At 68.2% G+C, this 15,627-nt stretch carries 17 protein-coding genes; 16 read left to right on the top strand and 1 reads right to left on the bottom strand.

What is annotated here, in order from left to right:
- Positions 1-86 precede the first annotated feature (86 nt).
- A complete protein-coding gene (locus tag NGK70_RS06515; RefSeq protein WP_251972459.1) occupies positions 87-707 on the bottom strand; it encodes a Maf family nucleotide pyrophosphatase in 621 nt (206 codons plus the stop codon).
- A 137-nt stretch (positions 708-844) separates the two neighbouring features.
- On the opposite strand from NGK70_RS06515, the gene NGK70_RS06510 reads away from it, so the two are divergent.
- The 16 genes from NGK70_RS06510 (at position 845) to NGK70_RS06435 (ending at position 15,571) form a co-directional block, all read left to right on the top strand.
- A complete protein-coding gene (locus tag NGK70_RS06510; RefSeq protein ID WP_251972458.1) occupies positions 845-1,471 on the top strand; it encodes a YceD family protein in 627 nt (208 codons plus the stop codon).
- 81 nt (positions 1,472-1,552) lie between these two features.
- Positions 1,553-1,735, top strand: coding sequence for a 50S ribosomal protein L32 (rpmF, locus tag NGK70_RS06505; protein WP_251972457.1), 183 nt, complete (start codon positions 1,553-1,555; stop codon positions 1,733-1,735).
- A 158-nt stretch (positions 1,736-1,893) separates the two neighbouring features.
- Positions 1,894-2,970, top strand: a complete 1,077-nt coding sequence (plsX, locus tag NGK70_RS06500) for a phosphate acyltransferase PlsX (protein WP_256490846.1) — start codon at positions 1,894-1,896, stop codon at positions 2,968-2,970.
- Positions 2,967-3,959 carry a beta-ketoacyl-ACP synthase III gene (locus tag NGK70_RS06495; protein WP_251972456.1) on the top strand — a complete coding sequence of 331 codons (993 nt, stop codon included), beginning with the start codon at positions 2,967-2,969 and terminating at the stop codon, positions 3,957-3,959. The genes plsX and NGK70_RS06495 overlap by 4 nt, the downstream gene beginning before the upstream one ends.
- 55 nt (positions 3,960-4,014) lie before the next feature.
- Positions 4,015-4,953, top strand: coding sequence for an ACP S-malonyltransferase (gene fabD / locus NGK70_RS06490; RefSeq protein ID WP_251972455.1), 939 nt, complete (start codon positions 4,015-4,017; stop codon positions 4,951-4,953).
- A complete protein-coding gene (gene fabG, locus NGK70_RS06485; protein WP_251972454.1) occupies positions 4,950-5,693 on the top strand; it encodes a 3-oxoacyl-ACP reductase FabG in 744 nt (247 codons plus the stop codon). The genes fabD and fabG overlap by 4 nt, the downstream gene beginning before the upstream one ends.
- A gap of 137 nt (positions 5,694-5,830) precedes the next feature.
- Positions 5,831-6,070 carry an acyl carrier protein gene (acpP, locus tag NGK70_RS06480; RefSeq protein WP_251972453.1) on the top strand — a complete coding sequence of 80 codons (240 nt, stop codon included), beginning with the start codon at positions 5,831-5,833 and terminating at the stop codon, positions 6,068-6,070.
- Positions 6,071-6,117: 47 nt separating this feature from the next.
- Positions 6,118-7,362 carry a beta-ketoacyl-ACP synthase II gene (gene fabF, locus NGK70_RS06475; protein ID WP_251972452.1) on the top strand — a complete coding sequence of 415 codons (1,245 nt, stop codon included), beginning with the start codon at positions 6,118-6,120 and terminating at the stop codon, positions 7,360-7,362.
- 68 nt (positions 7,363-7,430) lie between these two features.
- Positions 7,431-7,949, top strand: coding sequence for a hypothetical protein (locus NGK70_RS06470; RefSeq protein WP_251972451.1), 519 nt, complete (start codon positions 7,431-7,433; stop codon positions 7,947-7,949).
- Complete coding sequence (gene rpoE / locus NGK70_RS06465) at positions 7,946-8,554, top strand: RNA polymerase sigma factor RpoE (protein ID WP_251972450.1); 609 nt, start codon at positions 7,946-7,948, stop codon at positions 8,552-8,554. The genes NGK70_RS06470 and rpoE overlap by 4 nt, the downstream gene beginning before the upstream one ends.
- A gap of 25 nt (positions 8,555-8,579) precedes the next feature.
- On the top strand, positions 8,580-9,248 hold the full coding sequence (locus NGK70_RS06460; RefSeq protein ID WP_251972449.1) for a sigma-E factor negative regulatory protein: 669 nt from the start codon (positions 8,580-8,582) through the stop codon (positions 9,246-9,248).
- Positions 9,248-10,375 carry a MucB/RseB C-terminal domain-containing protein gene (locus NGK70_RS06455; RefSeq protein WP_251972448.1) on the top strand — a complete coding sequence of 376 codons (1,128 nt, stop codon included), beginning with the start codon at positions 9,248-9,250 and terminating at the stop codon, positions 10,373-10,375. The genes NGK70_RS06460 and NGK70_RS06455 overlap by 1 nt, the downstream gene beginning before the upstream one ends.
- Before the next feature lie 85 nt (positions 10,376-10,460).
- Positions 10,461-12,026, top strand: a complete 1,566-nt coding sequence (locus NGK70_RS06450) for a DegQ family serine endoprotease (protein ID WP_251972447.1) — start codon at positions 10,461-10,463, stop codon at positions 12,024-12,026.
- Positions 12,027-12,313: 287 nt separating this feature from the next.
- The gene (gene lepA / locus NGK70_RS06445; protein ID WP_251972446.1) at positions 12,314-14,122 is read left to right on the top strand and encodes a translation elongation factor 4; all 1,809 of its coding nucleotides are present in this window, start codon (positions 12,314-12,316) and stop codon (positions 14,120-14,122) included.
- Positions 14,123-14,137: 15 nt separating this feature from the next.
- Positions 14,138-15,145: a signal peptidase I gene (gene lepB / locus NGK70_RS06440; RefSeq protein ID WP_251972445.1), complete on the top strand. Its 1,008-nt coding sequence runs from the start codon at positions 14,138-14,140 to the stop codon at positions 15,143-15,145.
- Positions 15,146-15,187: 42 nt separating this feature from the next.
- A complete protein-coding gene (locus NGK70_RS06435; protein WP_251972444.1) occupies positions 15,188-15,571 on the top strand; it encodes a DUF4845 domain-containing protein in 384 nt (127 codons plus the stop codon).
- Positions 15,572-15,627 lie beyond the last annotated feature (56 nt).

The following is a 15,627-nucleotide window of genomic DNA, read 5'->3' as shown; positions in this document are numbered from 1 at the left end:
GCGTGCGGCAGGCGAGGGAGCCTGGTCCGGTACACCCGACACTGCTGCAGGCGATGACGCCCCCGATGCCTGTCGACGCGGCGGATTCATGCGCCCTCCTGCACGACCGAAGCAGTCTCAGCCAGGAGCCGCAGCGCATCCCAGCCGGCCTCGCGCAGCAGCCGGGTCGTCGCGATCAGGGGCAGGCCGATCAAAGCCGTCGGGTCATCGGATTCGATCGCATCGAGCAGCGTGATGCCCAGCGTTTCACAGCGGGCGCTGCCGGCGCAGTCGTAGGGCCGATCCAGCCGGAGATAGGTTTCGATGTCGCCGCGCTCCAGCACACGGAACCGCACGCTGACGGGCACCCGCAGGGTTCGAGCGAATCCCGCCTGGCGACGCACCACCGCCACCGCCGTGTGGAAGCGCACCGTCCGCCCACTCATGGCGGTCAGCTGCTCGACAGCCCGCCCGTGCGAGCCCGGCTTGCCGATGGCACACCCCTCGTACTCGGCCACCTGGTCGGACCCGACCACCCAGGCCTGCGGGCATCGATCGGCCACAACGCAGGCCTTGGCCAACGCCAGCCGCTCGGCCAGGTCAGCCGGCGCCTCGCCAGCCTGCGGTGTCTCATCGACGTCGGGCGCGACGACCTCAAAGGGCACGCGCAGTCGGGCCAGCAGCTCGCGGCGATAGGGGGAGGTGGAAGCCAGGATCAGTTGCGACATGGTCTTTCAGAGGAAACCACGGCGTTGCGGGCGCCGCATGCCACGATTGTTTCATCCCGAGGCCCACCGATCCGGCGAGAACTGCCGCCCGACCCCCTGGACAGCCCCGGCGCAGCCCTGCGCCTACACTTCCGACCATGAGACACCGAGAGTTCCTGGCACGTCGCCTTGACGTGGCCTCGCTTGCAGAAGACGGCTGCCCCCTGCAGGGCCAGGCGCAGCTTGGCGAATTGCCCCGCTGGACCGAGTTGCTGCACCCTGGCGCCGACCCGTCCAGCCACACCGTTTCCTGGTCGGCGCAGGGCGAGTTGCGCGGCCGGCGTGCCACGCGCGCCGAGATCTGGCTGCACCTGCAGATCCAGACCAGTATCGCGCTGACTTGCCAGCGCTGCCTGGGCCCGGTCGACACGCCCATGCAAGTCGATCGCTGGTTCCGCTTCGTCGAGGACGAAACCCAGGCTGCCACGCTCGACGAGGAAACCGAAGACGATGTGCTCGTGGCCAACAAGGCCTTCGACCTGATCGAACTGATCGAGGACGAACTGCTGCTCGCCGCCCCCATCGTGCCGCGCCACAACACCTGCCCGGCGCCGCTGAGGGTGAACGAAGAGGCAGCCGAGCCGCCCGTCCCGCAGTCACCCGAAGCCAGCCAGCCCGACACCGCCGGCGCCGGCACCAACAACGCACCCCGCCCTCATCCCTTTGCGGCCCTGGCGGGATTGAAAGAGCAACTGAAGAAGGGTCCCGACGGGGCTTCGAGCTGAAAGCCGTACACGGCCGCAGCGAGCATGTTATAGTCGAAGGCTTTTCAAGCCGGTTCCAGCCGGAAGACCCAGGAGTCCGTCATGGCCGTCCAGCAAAACAAGAAGTCGCCCTCGAAGCGGGGCATGCACCGTTCGCACAACGCGCTCACCAACCCGGGCACGGCCATCGAGCCGACCACCGGCGAGGTGCACCTGCGTCACCACATCAGCCCGACGGGCTTTTACCGTGGCCGCAAGGTCCTGAAGACCAAGGCAGACGCCTGAGCCTGCGGCTTCGTGCTGCGAAGCGCTGGTGCATTGCACCAGGCAGCCCGCGTGACGACATCCCGGCGCAGGCCGGGTGAGCATCCGGGCGTACCGGCCCGCTGGTCGTCCGATCGAGAGTTTCACCCTTGAACGCCTTCCCGCCCCTGACGCGGCCGGTGCGCCTGTCCGTGGATTGCATGGGCGGGGATCACGGCCCCAGTGTCACTCTGCCCGCCTGCAAGGCCTTTCTGGCCCAGCACCCCGGCGCGGAGTTGCTGCTGGTCGGCCTTGAGGCAGACCTGCGCGAAGCGCAGGTCTGGCAGCGTTGCCGGATCGTGCCCGCCTCCGAGGTGGTCACGATGGACGATCCGGTCGAGGTGGCGCTACGCAAGAAGCGCGACTCCTCCATGCGCGTGGCCATCCAGCAGGTCAAGGCGGGCGACGGCGAGCCGGCGGCCGATGCGTGCGTTTCTGCAGGCAACACCGGCGCCTTGATGGCGGTGGCCCGCTACCTGCTCAAGACGCTCGACGGCATCGATCGCCCCGCCATCGCCAGCCTGCTGCCCAACCACAGCGGCGGCTATACCAAGGTCCTGGACCTGGGGGCGAACGTGGACTGCAGTGCGGAGCACCTGCTGCAGTTTGCGGTGATGGGCAGCGCACTGGTCAGCGCGCTGGACGGCACCGAACGACCGACCGTTGGCCTGCTCAACATCGGCGAAGAAGCGATCAAGGGCAACGACGTCATCAAGCGCGCAGGTGATCTGTTGCGTGAGGCCGACGCCCGCCAGGTGCTCAACTTCCACGGCAACGTCGAAGGCAATGACATCTTCAAGGGCACGACCGACCTGGTCGTGTGCGACGGCTTTGTCGGGAACGTGGCACTGAAAACCGCCGAAGGCGTGGCTGGCCTGATGGCAGGCATCCTGGTGCAGGAGTTCACCGGCAGTCTGTATGGCAAGCTGGCCGCGCTCGTCGCCATGCCGGTGCTGCGCCGCTTCAAGCGCCGCCTCGATCACCGGCGCTACAACGGTGCCGCCCTGCTGGGGCTGCGCGGACTGGTTTTCAAGAGCCACGGCTCGGCCGACGCATTCGCCTTCGAGCAGGCGCTGAACCGCGCGTATGATGCCGCTCGCAATCGACTGCTCGATCGCGTCCATGACCGCATCATTGCGGCCATGCCGGCGATGAGCGGTGCGCAGCCCGAGTTTGCCTCTGCCGGCGGTTTGCCTCCGTCGCGCCAAGCCGCATGACCCTCACCTCGCCCCGTCACTCCCGCATCACAGGCACTGGCAGCGCGTTGCCACCGCGCCGGCTGACCAATGCAGAACTGGCCACCGAGCTGGGTGCCCGTGGCATCGAAACCTCCGACGAGTGGATCGTCGAACGCACGGGGATCAGGTCGCGTCATTTCGCTTCGCCGGAAATCAGTGCCAGCGACCTGGCGGTCGAGGCGGCACGCCATGCACTCGAAGCTGCCAGCCTGAAGGGCAGCGACATCGATCTGATCATTGTCGCGACCTCGACGCCGGACATGATCTTCCCGTCGACCGCCACCATCGTGCAACGCAAGCTCGGCATCGTGCACGGCTGCCCCGCGATGGACGTGCAGGCGGTGTGCTCCGGCTTCATCTATGCGCTGACCCTCGCCGACGCGATGATCCGCACCGGATCCGCGCGCCATGCCCTGGTGATCGGTGCCGAGGTGTTCTCGCGCATCCTGAACTTCGATGACCGCACCACCTGCGTGTTGTTCGGCGATGGGGCTGGCGCCGTGGTGCTGTCGGCGAGCGACGCCCCAGGCATCCTCGCGACCGACCTGCACGCGGACGGCCGCCACCTCGACATCCTCTGCACCCCGGGGGCCCTGTCTGGCGGGAGCGTGCTGGGCGACCCCTTCCTGCGCATGGACGGCCAGGCCGTCTTCAAGCTGGCGGTGGGCGTGCTGGAGAGCACCGCCCGGGCCGTGCTCGAAAAGGCCGGCCGCAGCGAGCAGGACATCGACTGGCTGATCCCGCACCAGGCCAACATCCGCATCATGCAGAGCACGGCCCGCAAGCTGAAGCTGCCCATGGACAAGGTGATCGTGACGGTCGACCGGCATGGCAACACCTCGGCAGCCTCGATTCCGCTTGCACTGGACGAGGCGGTACGCAGCCACCGCGTCAAGACCGGCGACACCGTCCTGCTCGAAGGCGTGGGCGGGGGTTTCACCTGGGGTGCCGTGCTGCTGGATTTCTGACCCTCGGCATACCACCCCCTGAACTCAGGCGCACCGCGCCCATCCACCGATCACCATGACCGCGTTTGCCTTCGTTTTTCCTGGCCAGGGTTCGCAGTCCGTCGGCATGCTCAATGCCTGGGCTGACCACCCTGCCGTGCGTCGCACGCTGGACGAAGCCAGTGCCGCCCTGGGCGAGGACATGGCCCGCCTGATTGCCGAGGGGCCGAAGGAAGCGCTGGACCTCACCACCAACACCCAGCCGGTGATGCTCACCGCAGCCATCGCCAATTACCGCGTCTGGCTGGCCGAAGGGGGCACGGAGCCCGCTGCGGTGGCCGGCCACTCGCTGGGCGAGTACACCGCCCTGGTCGCCGCTGGCGCGCTGACGCTGGCCGATGCGCTGCCACTCGTGCGCCTGCGTGCCCAGGCGATGCAGGAGGCCGTGCCGGTCGGTACCGGTGCGATGGCCGCGATCCTGGGCCTGGATGCCCAGGCCGTGCGCGAAGGCTGTGCCCAGGCGGCCGCAGCCACCGGCGAAGTGGTCGAGGCCGTCAATTTCAACGACCCGAAGCAGACCGTGATCGCCGGCAGCAAGGCGGGCGTCGAGAAGGGCTGCGAGCTGCTGAAGGCGCTGGGCGCCAAACGCGCCCTGCCGCTGCCGGTGTCCGCCCCCTTCCACTGCAGCCTGATGAAGCCGGCCGCCGAACGCCTGCGCGTGCGGCTGGCCGAGATCGCCATCGCCAGCCCGCGCATCCCGGTGATCAACAACATCGACGTGGCCGTGCAGACCGAGCCCGACGCCATCCGCGATGCGCTCTACCGTCAGGCCTTCGGCGCGGTGCGCTGGGTGGAGTTGGTCCAGGCGCTCAAGGCGCGCGGCCTGAGGCATGTCATCGAGTGCGGACCGGGCAAGGTGCTGGCTGGCATGGCCAAGCGCATCGATGCCGAACTGGTCAGTGCCACGATCTTCGATCCGGCCAGCCTGGCCGAAGTCAAAGGACTGCTCGCATGAGTCTCGCCACGCCCCCGCAGATTGCCCTCGTCACCGGTGCCAGTCGCGGTATCGGCCGTGCCATCGCGCTGGCGCTGGCCCAGCAGGGATTCAAGGTGATTGGCACGGCCACCACGGAGTCCGGTGCCGCCTCCATCACCGAAGCGCTGGCTCACGTGGGCGGGCGCGGCATCGCGCTGAACGTCACCGACGCCGCTGCGCTGGACGCCGCCATCGACTCGATCGTCAAACAGGACGGCGGCCTCCATGTGCTGGTGAACAACGCCGGCATCACCCGCGACATGCTGGCCATGCGGCTGAAGGACGACGACTGGGACGCGGTGATCGACACCAACCTCAAGTCCGTTTTCCGCGCCTGCCGCGCCGCGATCAAGCCGATGATGAAGCAGCGCTACGGCCGCATCATCAACATCACCTCGGTGGTGGGCGCCTCGGGCAACCCCGGCCAGGCCAACTACTGCGCCTCCAAGGCCGGCGTGGCCGGAATGACCCGCTCGCTGGCCAAGGAGTTGGGCAGCCGCAACATCACGGTCAACTGCGTCGCGCCCGGGTTCATCGCCACCGACATGACCGAGGCACTGCCCGAGGCCCAGAAGCAGGCCCTGTTGTCCCTGATCCCACTGGGGCGGTTGGGCGCACCCGAAGACATCGCTGAAGCCGTCTCGTTCCTCGCTTCCTCGAAAGCCGGCTACATCACCGGTACCGAGGTGCACGTGAACGGCGGTATGTACATGGGTTGAGTCGCACGCGACCGCCCATCCGGTCAGGTAGCCCGACTTCCGTCCTGCGCGGGTCGCCTGACCACCCGGAATCCGTCACACTCCGGACCCCTTAGAATCGCAGGCTGTTTTCACTGCACCCCTCCCGGAGGAGAGTCATGAGCGACATCGAAGCACGCGTCAAGAAGATCATTGCCGAACAACTGGGCGTGGCCGAAGCCGAGGTCACCAGCGAGAAGGCCTTCGTGGCCGATCTGGGCGCCGACTCGCTCGACACCGTCGAGCTGGTGATGGCCCTGGAAGACGAGTTCGGCATCGAGATCCCGGACGAAGAGGCCGAGAAGATCACCACCGTTCAGCTCGCGATCGACTACGCGAAGAACAACGTCAGGTCCTGAGCGACTGACGCTGCGCCGTATCCCGCCGTCCTGCCATTGACACACGCATGACCCGCCGCCGCATCGTCGTGACCGGCCTCGGCCTGGTGACCCCCCTGGGCAACACCGTTGCCGACTCCTGGGCCAACCTCCTGGCCGGTCAATCCGGCATCGCCAACATCACGCGCTTCGACGCGTCGAAGATGGGGGTGCGCTTTGCCGGCGAGGTCAAGGGCTTCAACATCGAGGAGTACATCCCCGCCAAGGAAGCCCGCCACATGGATGCCTTCATCCATTACGGCATCGCCGCGTCGATGCAGGCGGTCAAGGACTCGGGCCTGGCCACCGGCGAGGCGCTGGATGCCGAGCAGGCCGAGCGCATCGGCGTGATGGTGGGCTCCGGCATCGGCGGTCTGCCGATGATCGAGGCCTCGCACGGCGAGTACCTGGAACGTGGCCCGCGCCGCATCTCGCCGTTCTTCGTGCCGGCCTCGATCATCAACATGATCTCCGGGCATGTGTCGATCCTGTGCGGCTACAAGGGCCCGAACCTCGGGGTCGTCACCGCCTGCACCACCGGCTTGCACAGCATCGGCCTGGCCGCCAGGTTGATCGAGTACGGCGATGCCGACGTGATGATCGCCGGCGGTGCCGAATCCACCGTCTCGCCGCTGGGTGTGGGCGGCTTTGCCGCGGCGCGTGCGCTGTCAACCCGCAACGATGACCCGGCCACGGCATCGCGCCCCTGGGACCGTGACCGCGACGGCTTCGTGCTCGGCGAAGGCGCTGGCGTGATGGTGATCGAAGAGTACGAGCACGCGAAGAAGCGCGGTGCGCGCATCTATGCGGAGCTGTCCGGCTTCGGCATGACGGGCGACGCGTATCACATGACCGCCCCGAACGTCGACGGCCCGCGCCGCTCGATGGCCCTGGCACTGCGCAATGCCGGCATCAACGCCGACCAGGTGCAGTACGTCAACGCCCATGGCACCTCGACGCCGCTGGGCGACGCCAACGAGACCAACGCGATCAAGCTGGCCTTCGGTGACCACGCGAAGAAGCTGGTGGTGAACTCGACCAAGTCGATGACCGGCCACCTGCTGGGCGGCGCAGGCGGCATCGAATCGGCGTTCTCCGTGCTGGCCCTGCACCATCAGGTGTCCCCACCGACCATCAACATCTTCAATCAGGACCCTGAGTGCGATCTTGATTACTGCGCCAACACCGCGCGTGAGATGCCGATCGAGTACGCCGTGAAGAACAATTTCGGCTTCGGCGGCACCAACGGCACGCTGGTGTTCCGCCGCAGCTGACCGGCAGCGCGGGGTACGCGGCTGGCGGGTCGACGGGCATCGACGCACATCGCAGGGGCGGACGCAACATGCGCACCGCCCCTTCGTTCGTCTTGGACACCCTCACGAGCCGGGGCTGGCTGTACGGTACGCGCGCGCTGTGCGCGGCCACGGCCGGCACGCTGCTGCTGTGGCTGCTGCACGGACTTCAGCTTGACGCCCTCGCCCCGTTGCCGGCGCTGGTCACCCTGCCCATGCTCGGCCTGCTGATGGGGGTCTGGCGCGCCGGTGGGCGACAGGCACTCTCGCTCGGCTGGGATGGCGCGCAGTGGTCCTGGCGCCTGCCCGCCATGGAAGCACCGGTTCACGGTGACGTGCAGGTGCGCATCGACCTGGGGGGATGGCTGCTGTTGCGCCTGACAGCTGCTGCCGTACAGGCGCCGAGGCGGCCCCAGGCCAGCTGGGTGGCCCTCTCCGAAGCCGACCTGGGTGGCCGCTGGCACGGTCTGCGCTGTGCGCTATATTCCTCGCGCCGCATGACCTCCCCCGCGACGCCCCCCTCCCCTGCCGACCCGCCGTCTGCGCCAGACTCGGCCCATCCCGGATGACCACCGACGCAGACGCCCAACTCGTCGAGCGCGCCAAGCGCGGCGAGGTGCACGCCTTCGAGATGCTGGTGGTGAAGTACCAGCGCCGCATCGAACGCCTGATCGGGCGGTTCGTGCGCGACAGCGACCTGGTGGCTGACGTGGCCCAGGAGACCTTCATCCGCGCCTACCGCGCGCTGCCGCAGTTCCGGGGTGAAAGCGCCTTCTACACCTGGCTGTACCGCATCGCGGTCAACACGGCCAAGAAGACCCTGGCCGACCTCAAGCGCGACCCCGTCATCACCGAGAGTGCACTGGCCTGCGCTCGGCAGGATGACGAGGAAACTTACCGGCCCGAGCGCGAACTAAGCGATGGGGAAACACCCGAGGCGGTGTTGGCCAGCCGGGAGATCGCGGCGACGGTCAACAAGGCGATCGAGGCGTTGCCGGACGACCTGCGCCAGGCGATCCTCCTGCGGGAGGTGGAAGGCCTGTCCTACGACGAGATCTCCGAAGCGATGGACTGTCCGATCGGGACGGTGCGATCGCGCATCTTCCGGGCCCGCGAGGCGATTGCCGAGCGGCTGCGGCCTTTGCTGGATACGAAGAAGGGGCAGCGATGGTGAGCGCGGCCCCCCTCTGGAGTGCGAGATGAACCACAGCGAACTGCCCGCGGGCAGTGATCGGGCTGCGATGTCGGCCCTGATGGACGGCGAGCTCGACGGGTCCCAGGTGGCATCGCTGTGCACGGCATGGCGCACGGACCGGCAGTGCCGCGCCGACTGGCATGCCTATCACCTCATCGGCGATGTGCTGCGCAGCGAGGAACTCGCCGCACCGGCCACCCGCGATGGAGCGTTCATGAGCCGGCTGCGCGAGCGGCTGGAGTGCGAGCCGGTGGTCCTGGCGCCCACGCGTGCCGACGCAGGCCAGGCGCAGCCCGCGGCCGCGGTCGGTGCGGGGGCCAGGAATGCGAGGGGCCTGGGAACGGGCACCGTGGTCACGCACGCGCGGCGCCGGGCGTTGTTGCCGTCGTTGCGGTCACGCTGGGCCACGCCTGTGGGCGTGGCTGCCGGGGTGGTCATGGTGGCCGGCGCAGTGTGGTCCACACGCAGCGATCCAGACGGCAGCGCCTCATGGTGGTCTCCCCCCACCGTGGCCACCGCGGCATCGGCCGTCGGTGCGGACGAACGAGCCACCCTGGCCGAAGCCGAGATGGCCCGCTACCTGCGCGCGCACCGCGAGTACTCGGGCAGCACGACACTGAGCCCGGCTGCAGGCTACCTGCGCAACGCCGCCTACGACGCCGGCCCCCGCTGATGTCCGCCCGGCTGGAGCAGCGCCGCAGGACATGGCGCAGCGCATTGGTGACGGGGGTGCTGATCAGCAGCGGCCTGGGCTGGGCGGTCGCGGGCAGCCCAGGCCCTGGCAAGGCGGCCTCGGCGACCACGCTCGGCGATGCCCAGGCGGTGGTGCGCCGCATCCAGGATGCGGCCCAACGGCGCAGCTACAGCGGCACCTTCGTGGTGAACGCGGGTGGCGTGATCAGCAGCTCGCGCGTTACCCACTTCGCCGACGGGCGACAGCAGATCGAACGCATCGAGGCGCTGGACGGCCAGATGCGCCGCCTCTACCGCCACAACGACACCGTGCACGTCTTCTGGCCGAAGACGCGCGAGGCGTCGATCGAGCAGCGCGAGCTGCTGCCCGGGTTCCCGGTCGCCAACATCGGCGATGCCCCTGGCGCCCTCGACGCCTACGAGTTGCAATCCACCACCGCCGACCGGGCCGCCGGGCACGAGGCCCAGGTGGTGACCTTGCGCCCGCGGGACACCTACCGCTATGCGCAGCGCCTGTGGCTGGAGCGTCACAGCGGCCTGCTGCTGCGCGCCGACACGCTGGGCGCACGTGGCGAGGTGATCGAGTCCTCCTCCTTCTCCGAGCTGCAACTCGACGCCCCTGTGCAGCCACAGGCCCTGCTGCAGGAGATGCGCCGGCTGGACGGCTATCGCATCCAACGCTCATCCCTGCCCCGCTGCGAGCTCGAACGCGAAGGCTGGCTGCTGCGGGCGCTGCCACCCAGCTTCACGCTGGTGCGTTGCGTGCTGCGCCCGCTGCGCCCTGGCGAGCGAGCCGCCGCCCGCAGCGCCAGCGCCAGCGCCAGCGCCGCGGCCCCGGCACAGGCCGGGGCGAGCCCGGCGGGTGCCCTGGCCTCGGACGCCAGCACCGGCCTGCTGCAGGCCACCTTCAGCGACGGCCTCACGCTCGTGTCGATCTTCGTTGAACCCTTCGATGCCAGCGTGCACCACCGGGATGCCGCCGCTGCCTGGGGAGCGACGCAGGCCCTGAGCCGCCGCCTGAACGATTGGTGGATCACCGCGGTCGGCGACGTGCCCCTGGTGACGCTGCAACAATTTTCGAGCGGCATGGAACGCCGCCGGCCCTGACCGCTCCAAGAGCGTCCGGCGGGCGACCGGTACGGCGCCGCCCACCCGCGATCCACTGACTTCGCCCCCTTGAACCGAGGACCCCATGCCTGATCGACTGTCCGAGGCGCAGCCGCAGCGCGCGCTGCCCCGCACCGCCCGCACCTGGCTCGTTGCCTCTGCCGCGCTGCTGTGCGCCGGCGGCGTGGCGCTGTCGCTGGTGTCGCACCGCGACGCCACGGCCCAATCCGCCACCACCCGGCCCAGCACAACGGCGCCGGCCGCCCGCGGCCTGCCGGATTTCGCCGACCTGGTCGAGCAGGTCGGCCCGTCGGTGGTGAACATCCGCACCCAGTCCAAGGTCCGCACCGCGCGCGCCGAAGGCGGCGGCCCGGACGAGGAGATGCAGGAATTCCTGCGCCGCTTCTTCGGCATCCCGATCCCGCGCATCGATCCGCGTCGCGGCCAGCCGCAGCCACAGCCCCGGCAGGACAGCCCGGACGACGAGGAGTCGGTACCGCGCGGCGTCGGCTCCGGTTTCGTCATCAGCAGCGATGGCTACGTGATGACCAACGCCCATGTGGTCGATGGCGCCGACGAGGTAACGGTGCGCCTGACCGACAAGCGCGAATTCAAGGCCAAGGTGATCGGCGCGGACAAGCGCACCGACGTGGCCGTGCTGAAGATCGAGGCGAGCGGACTGCCGGCGGTGCGCTTCGGCGACGTGAACCGCGTACGGGTGGGTGAGTGGGTCATCGCGATCGGCTCGCCCTTCGACCTGGACAACACCGTGACCGCCGGCATCGTCAGCGCCAAGGCGCGCGACACCGGCGACCTGGTGCCCTTCATCCAGACCGACGTGGCAATCAATCCGGGCAACTCCGGCGGCCCGCTGATCAACCTGCGCGGCGAGGTGGTGGGGGTCAACTCCCAGATCTACAGCCGCTCGGGCGGCTACATGGGCATTTCCTTTGCCATCCCGATCGACGAAGCCAGCCGTGTGGCCGACCAGCTGCGCAGCCAAGGCCGGGTGGTGCGCGGGCGCATCGGCGTGCAGATCGGTGAGGTGACCAAGGACGTGGCCGAGTCGCTCGGCCTGGGCAAGGCCGGCGGCGCGCTGGTGCGCAGCGTCGAGCCCGGTGGCCCGGCCGACAAGGCCGGCCTGGAGGCGGGCGACATCATCACCCGCTTCGACGGCAAGGCGGTGGAGCGCTGGAACGATCTGCCCCGCCTCGTCGGCGCGACCCGGCCCGGCACGCGCAGCACGCTGCAGGTGTTCCGCCGCGGCAGCAACAAGGAGCTGAGCGTCACGGTGGCCGAGCTGGAGGCGGAAGCCAAGGCGACCGCACCGGCCAACGGCGGCGCCGAGAAGCCGGCCAAGCCGGCCCCGGCCGCGCTGGCGGCCCTGGGCCTGAGCGTGAGCGACCTCAGCGAGGCGCAGCGCCGCGAGCTCAAGCTCAAGGCGGGTGTGCGCATCGACGCCGTCGATGGCGCTGCGGCACGCGCCGGCCTGCGCGAGGGCGACGTGATCCTCTCGCTGGCCAACACGGAGGTCACCGACGTGAAGCAGCTGGAGGCGCTGGTGGCCCGGCAGGACAAGGGCCGGCCGCTGAACCTGCTGTTCCGCCGCGGCGAGTGGGCCCAGTACGCCGTGATCCGCCCGGGGCGTTGAGGCGAGCCTGAGCGCCATCCGGTGGCCTGCGGTGCGGGCCCTGGGTCCGATGCGGGGCCGCATGCGGGGGGCCGCAGGGCGTTTTGACTACAATGAAAGCCCAGCAAAGCAGTTGCCATACCTTTTTGTTGGAGGGCGCGTCAACGATTGGACGTGCCTTTTTTTTGTAGCGCCGCCCAGGCGGCTCACGCCGCCTCCGATTTCGCTGCGCGAAGCCAGCTTGTACCCTCAAGGCGACGCCGCCACCGTGCGGCCCGGGGCAAGCTGAGAACCAGCTCCGGCCCCCCATGGACCACATCAGAAATTTCTCCATCATTGCCCACATCGACCACGGCAAGAGCACGCTGGCGGACCGGATCATCCAGCGCTGTGGGGGCCTGTCGGACCGGGAGATGGAGGCGCAGGTGCTCGACTCGATGGACATCGAGCGCGAGCGCGGCATCACGATCAAGGCCCAGACCGCCGCGCTGACCTACATCGCGCGCAATGGCCAGAGCTACCAGCTCAACCTGATCGACACCCCCGGACACGTCGACTTCTCCTACGAGGTGAGCCGCTCGCTGTCGGCCTGCGAAGGCGCGCTGCTGGTGGTCGACGCGTCTCAGGGCGTCGAGGCGCAGACGGTGGCCAACTGCTACACCGCGCTCGACCTGGGCGTGGAGGTGGTGCCGGTGCTCAACAAGATGGACCTGCCCTCGGCGGATCCGGACAACGCCAAGGCGGAGATCGAGGACGTCATCGGCATCGACGCCGACGACGCCATTCCCTGCTCGGCCAAGACCGGCATGGGCATCGACGAGATCCTGGAGGCCGTCATCACGCGCATGCCGGCACCCAGGGGCAATCCGGACGGTGCGCCGAGGGCGATGATCATCGATGCCTGGTTCGACAACTACGTCGGCGTCGTGATGCTGGTGCGCATGGTCGATGGCCAGCTCGCCAAGGGCGAGCGCATCCGCATGATGGCCACCAACACGGTCTACCCGATCGAGCACCTGGGCGTCTTCACGCCCAAGAGCGAGAACCGCGATGTGCTCAAGGCGGGCGAGGTGGGCTTCATCATCGCCGGCATCAAGGAACTGGCCGCCGCCAAGGTGGGCGACACCGTCACGCTGGAAAAGAAGCTGCCGAACAACGCCGGCCCCGCCACCGAGGCGCTGCCGGGCTTCAAGGAAATCCAGCCGCAGGTCTTCGCCGGCCTGTACCCCACCGAGGCGAGCGAGTACGACCAGCTGCGCGACGCGCTGGAGAAGCTCAAGCTCAACGACAGCTCGCTGCGCTACGAGCCGGAAGTCTCGCAGGCGCTGGGCTTCGGCTTCCGCTGCGGTTTCCTGGGCCTGCTGCACATGGAGATCGTGCAGGAGCGCCTGGAGCGCGAGTTCGACCAGGACCTGGTGACCACCGCGCCCAGCGTGGTCTACGAGGTAGAGCTGGCCACCGGCACCGTGCTGCAGGTCGAAAACCCCAGCAAGATGCCCGACCAGGGCAAGATCCAGGAGATCCGCGAGCCCATCGTCACGGTGCACCTGTACATGCCGCAGGACTACGTGGGCACGGTGATGACGCTGTGCAACCAGAAGCGCGGCATCCAGCTGAACATGGCCTACCACGGCAAGCAGGTCATGCTGACCTACGAGCTGCCGCTGGCCGAGATCGTGCTCGACTTCTTCGACAAGCTGAAGTCCGCCACCCGTGGCTACGCGTCGATGGACTACGAGTTCAAGGAGTACCGCGCCGCCGACGTGGTCAAGGTCGACATCCTGATCAACGGCGACCGGGTCGACCCGCTGGCGATGATCGTGCACCGTTCCCAAAGCCAGTACCGTGGGCGCGCGGTGGTGGCCAAGATGCGCACGCTGATCCCGCGCCAGATGTACGACGTGGCCATCCAGGCCTCCATCGGCGCCAACATCATCGCCCGTGAGGATGTGAAGGCACTGCGCAAGAACGTGCTGGCAAAATGCTACGGTGGTGACATCACCCGCAAGCGCAAGCTGCTCGAAAAGCAGAAGGCCGGCAAGAAGCGCATGAAGCAGATCGGCTCCGTCGAGGTGCCGCAGGAGGCTTTCCTCGCCATCCTGCAGGTCGAAGACTGAACTATCGGACACTGAATGGGCACCCTCACCGGCATCCTCTACGCCTGCCTCGTCGCCTACGGCACGGGCTGGTATCTCGGCAAGTGGAACGGGAACTTCTCCCTGCTGCTGTTCCTCCTCACCCTCGTGACGCTGGCCTATTGGCTGGCCGAGCGCTTCGTCTTCCTGCCGCGCCGCCAGGCCGCAGCCAGCACGCTGGCCACACAGGACGCCACCCGCCGGGCCGAACTGCAGCGCCTGGGCATCCAGCAGGTGGACGGCAACGTCGAGGAAGCGCGCCAGAGGGTCCTCGCCCAGCCCTGGTGGCTGGATTGGACGGCCGGCCTCTTCCCGGTCATCCTGCTGGTCTTCCTGCTGCGCTCCTTCCTGTTCGAGCCCTTCAAGATCCCCTCGGGCTCGATGATCCCGACGCTGGAGATCGGCGACCTCATCCTGGTCAACAAGTTCCACTACGGCGTGCGCCTGCCGGTGATCAACAAGAAGGTCATCGACAACAACCCGGTCAAGCGCGGCGACGTGATGGTGTTCCGCTACCCGGTGGACCCCAGCATCGACTTCATCAAGCGCGTGGTCGGCGTGCCGGGCGACGAGATCGCCTACATCAACCAGAAGCTCAGCGTGAACGGCCAGCCCGTGCCGCTCAAGGCACTGGACGACTATTACGAGGAGCACCAGCGCAGCTACGCCAAGCAGTTCCAGGAGGATCTGCCGGGCAGCGGCAATGGTGCGGGTGCTGGCGCTGCTGGCGCGGTGGTGAACCACCGCATCCTGGTCGACCCCAGCCTGCCGTCGAGCTACGGCATGCGCGCGCGCAGCTTCCCGGGCTCGGAGAACTGCCGCTACACCGCCGAAGGCGTGACCTGCAAGGTGCCGGCCGGCCACTACTTCATGATGGGCGACAACCGCGACAATTCGGAAGATTCGCGCTTCTGGGGTTTCGTGCCGGACGAGAACATCGTCGGACGTGCCTTCTTCGTCTGGATGAACTTCGGCAGCCTCAAGCGCATCGGCGCCTTCCAGTGAGTCGGCGGTACAGGTGAGCCCCATCGATCGAGGAGAACCGGGATGACCACAGCGCAGCACACCTCCCCCATGCTCCAGCGCCGGGGCCAGCGCGGCCTGACGCTCATCAGCCTGGTGTTCTGGGCCATCCTGGTGTCAACGGTCCTGCTGCTGACCCTGCGGGTGGTGCCCACCGTCAACGAGTACTACACCGCCAAGCGCGCGATCGAGAAGGTGGCGCAGAGCGGCGGCAGCACGGTCTCCGAGATCCGCACCGCCTTCGATCGCTACAAGGACGTGGAGTACTCGATCACCTCGATCTCCGGCAAGGACCTCGTCATCACCAAGGAGAACGACCGCGTGGTGGTGGCCTTCGCCTACGACAAGGAGATCGAGCTGATCGGCCCGGTCTCGCTGCTGATCAAGTACCGCGCGCGCTCCAACTGACCCGCGCACCTCTGTCCTTCGCCCCTGTTCCCCCTTCCATCCGTCCCTCTCGCCAT

It is taken from the genome of Sphaerotilus microaerophilus (assembly GCF_023734135.1).
Lineage (GTDB): Bacteria > Pseudomonadota > Gammaproteobacteria > Burkholderiales > Burkholderiaceae_C > Sphaerotilus > Sphaerotilus microaerophilus.
Note: the sequence above shows the minus strand (reverse complement) of the source record. Positions and strands in the feature narration are given on the sequence as shown.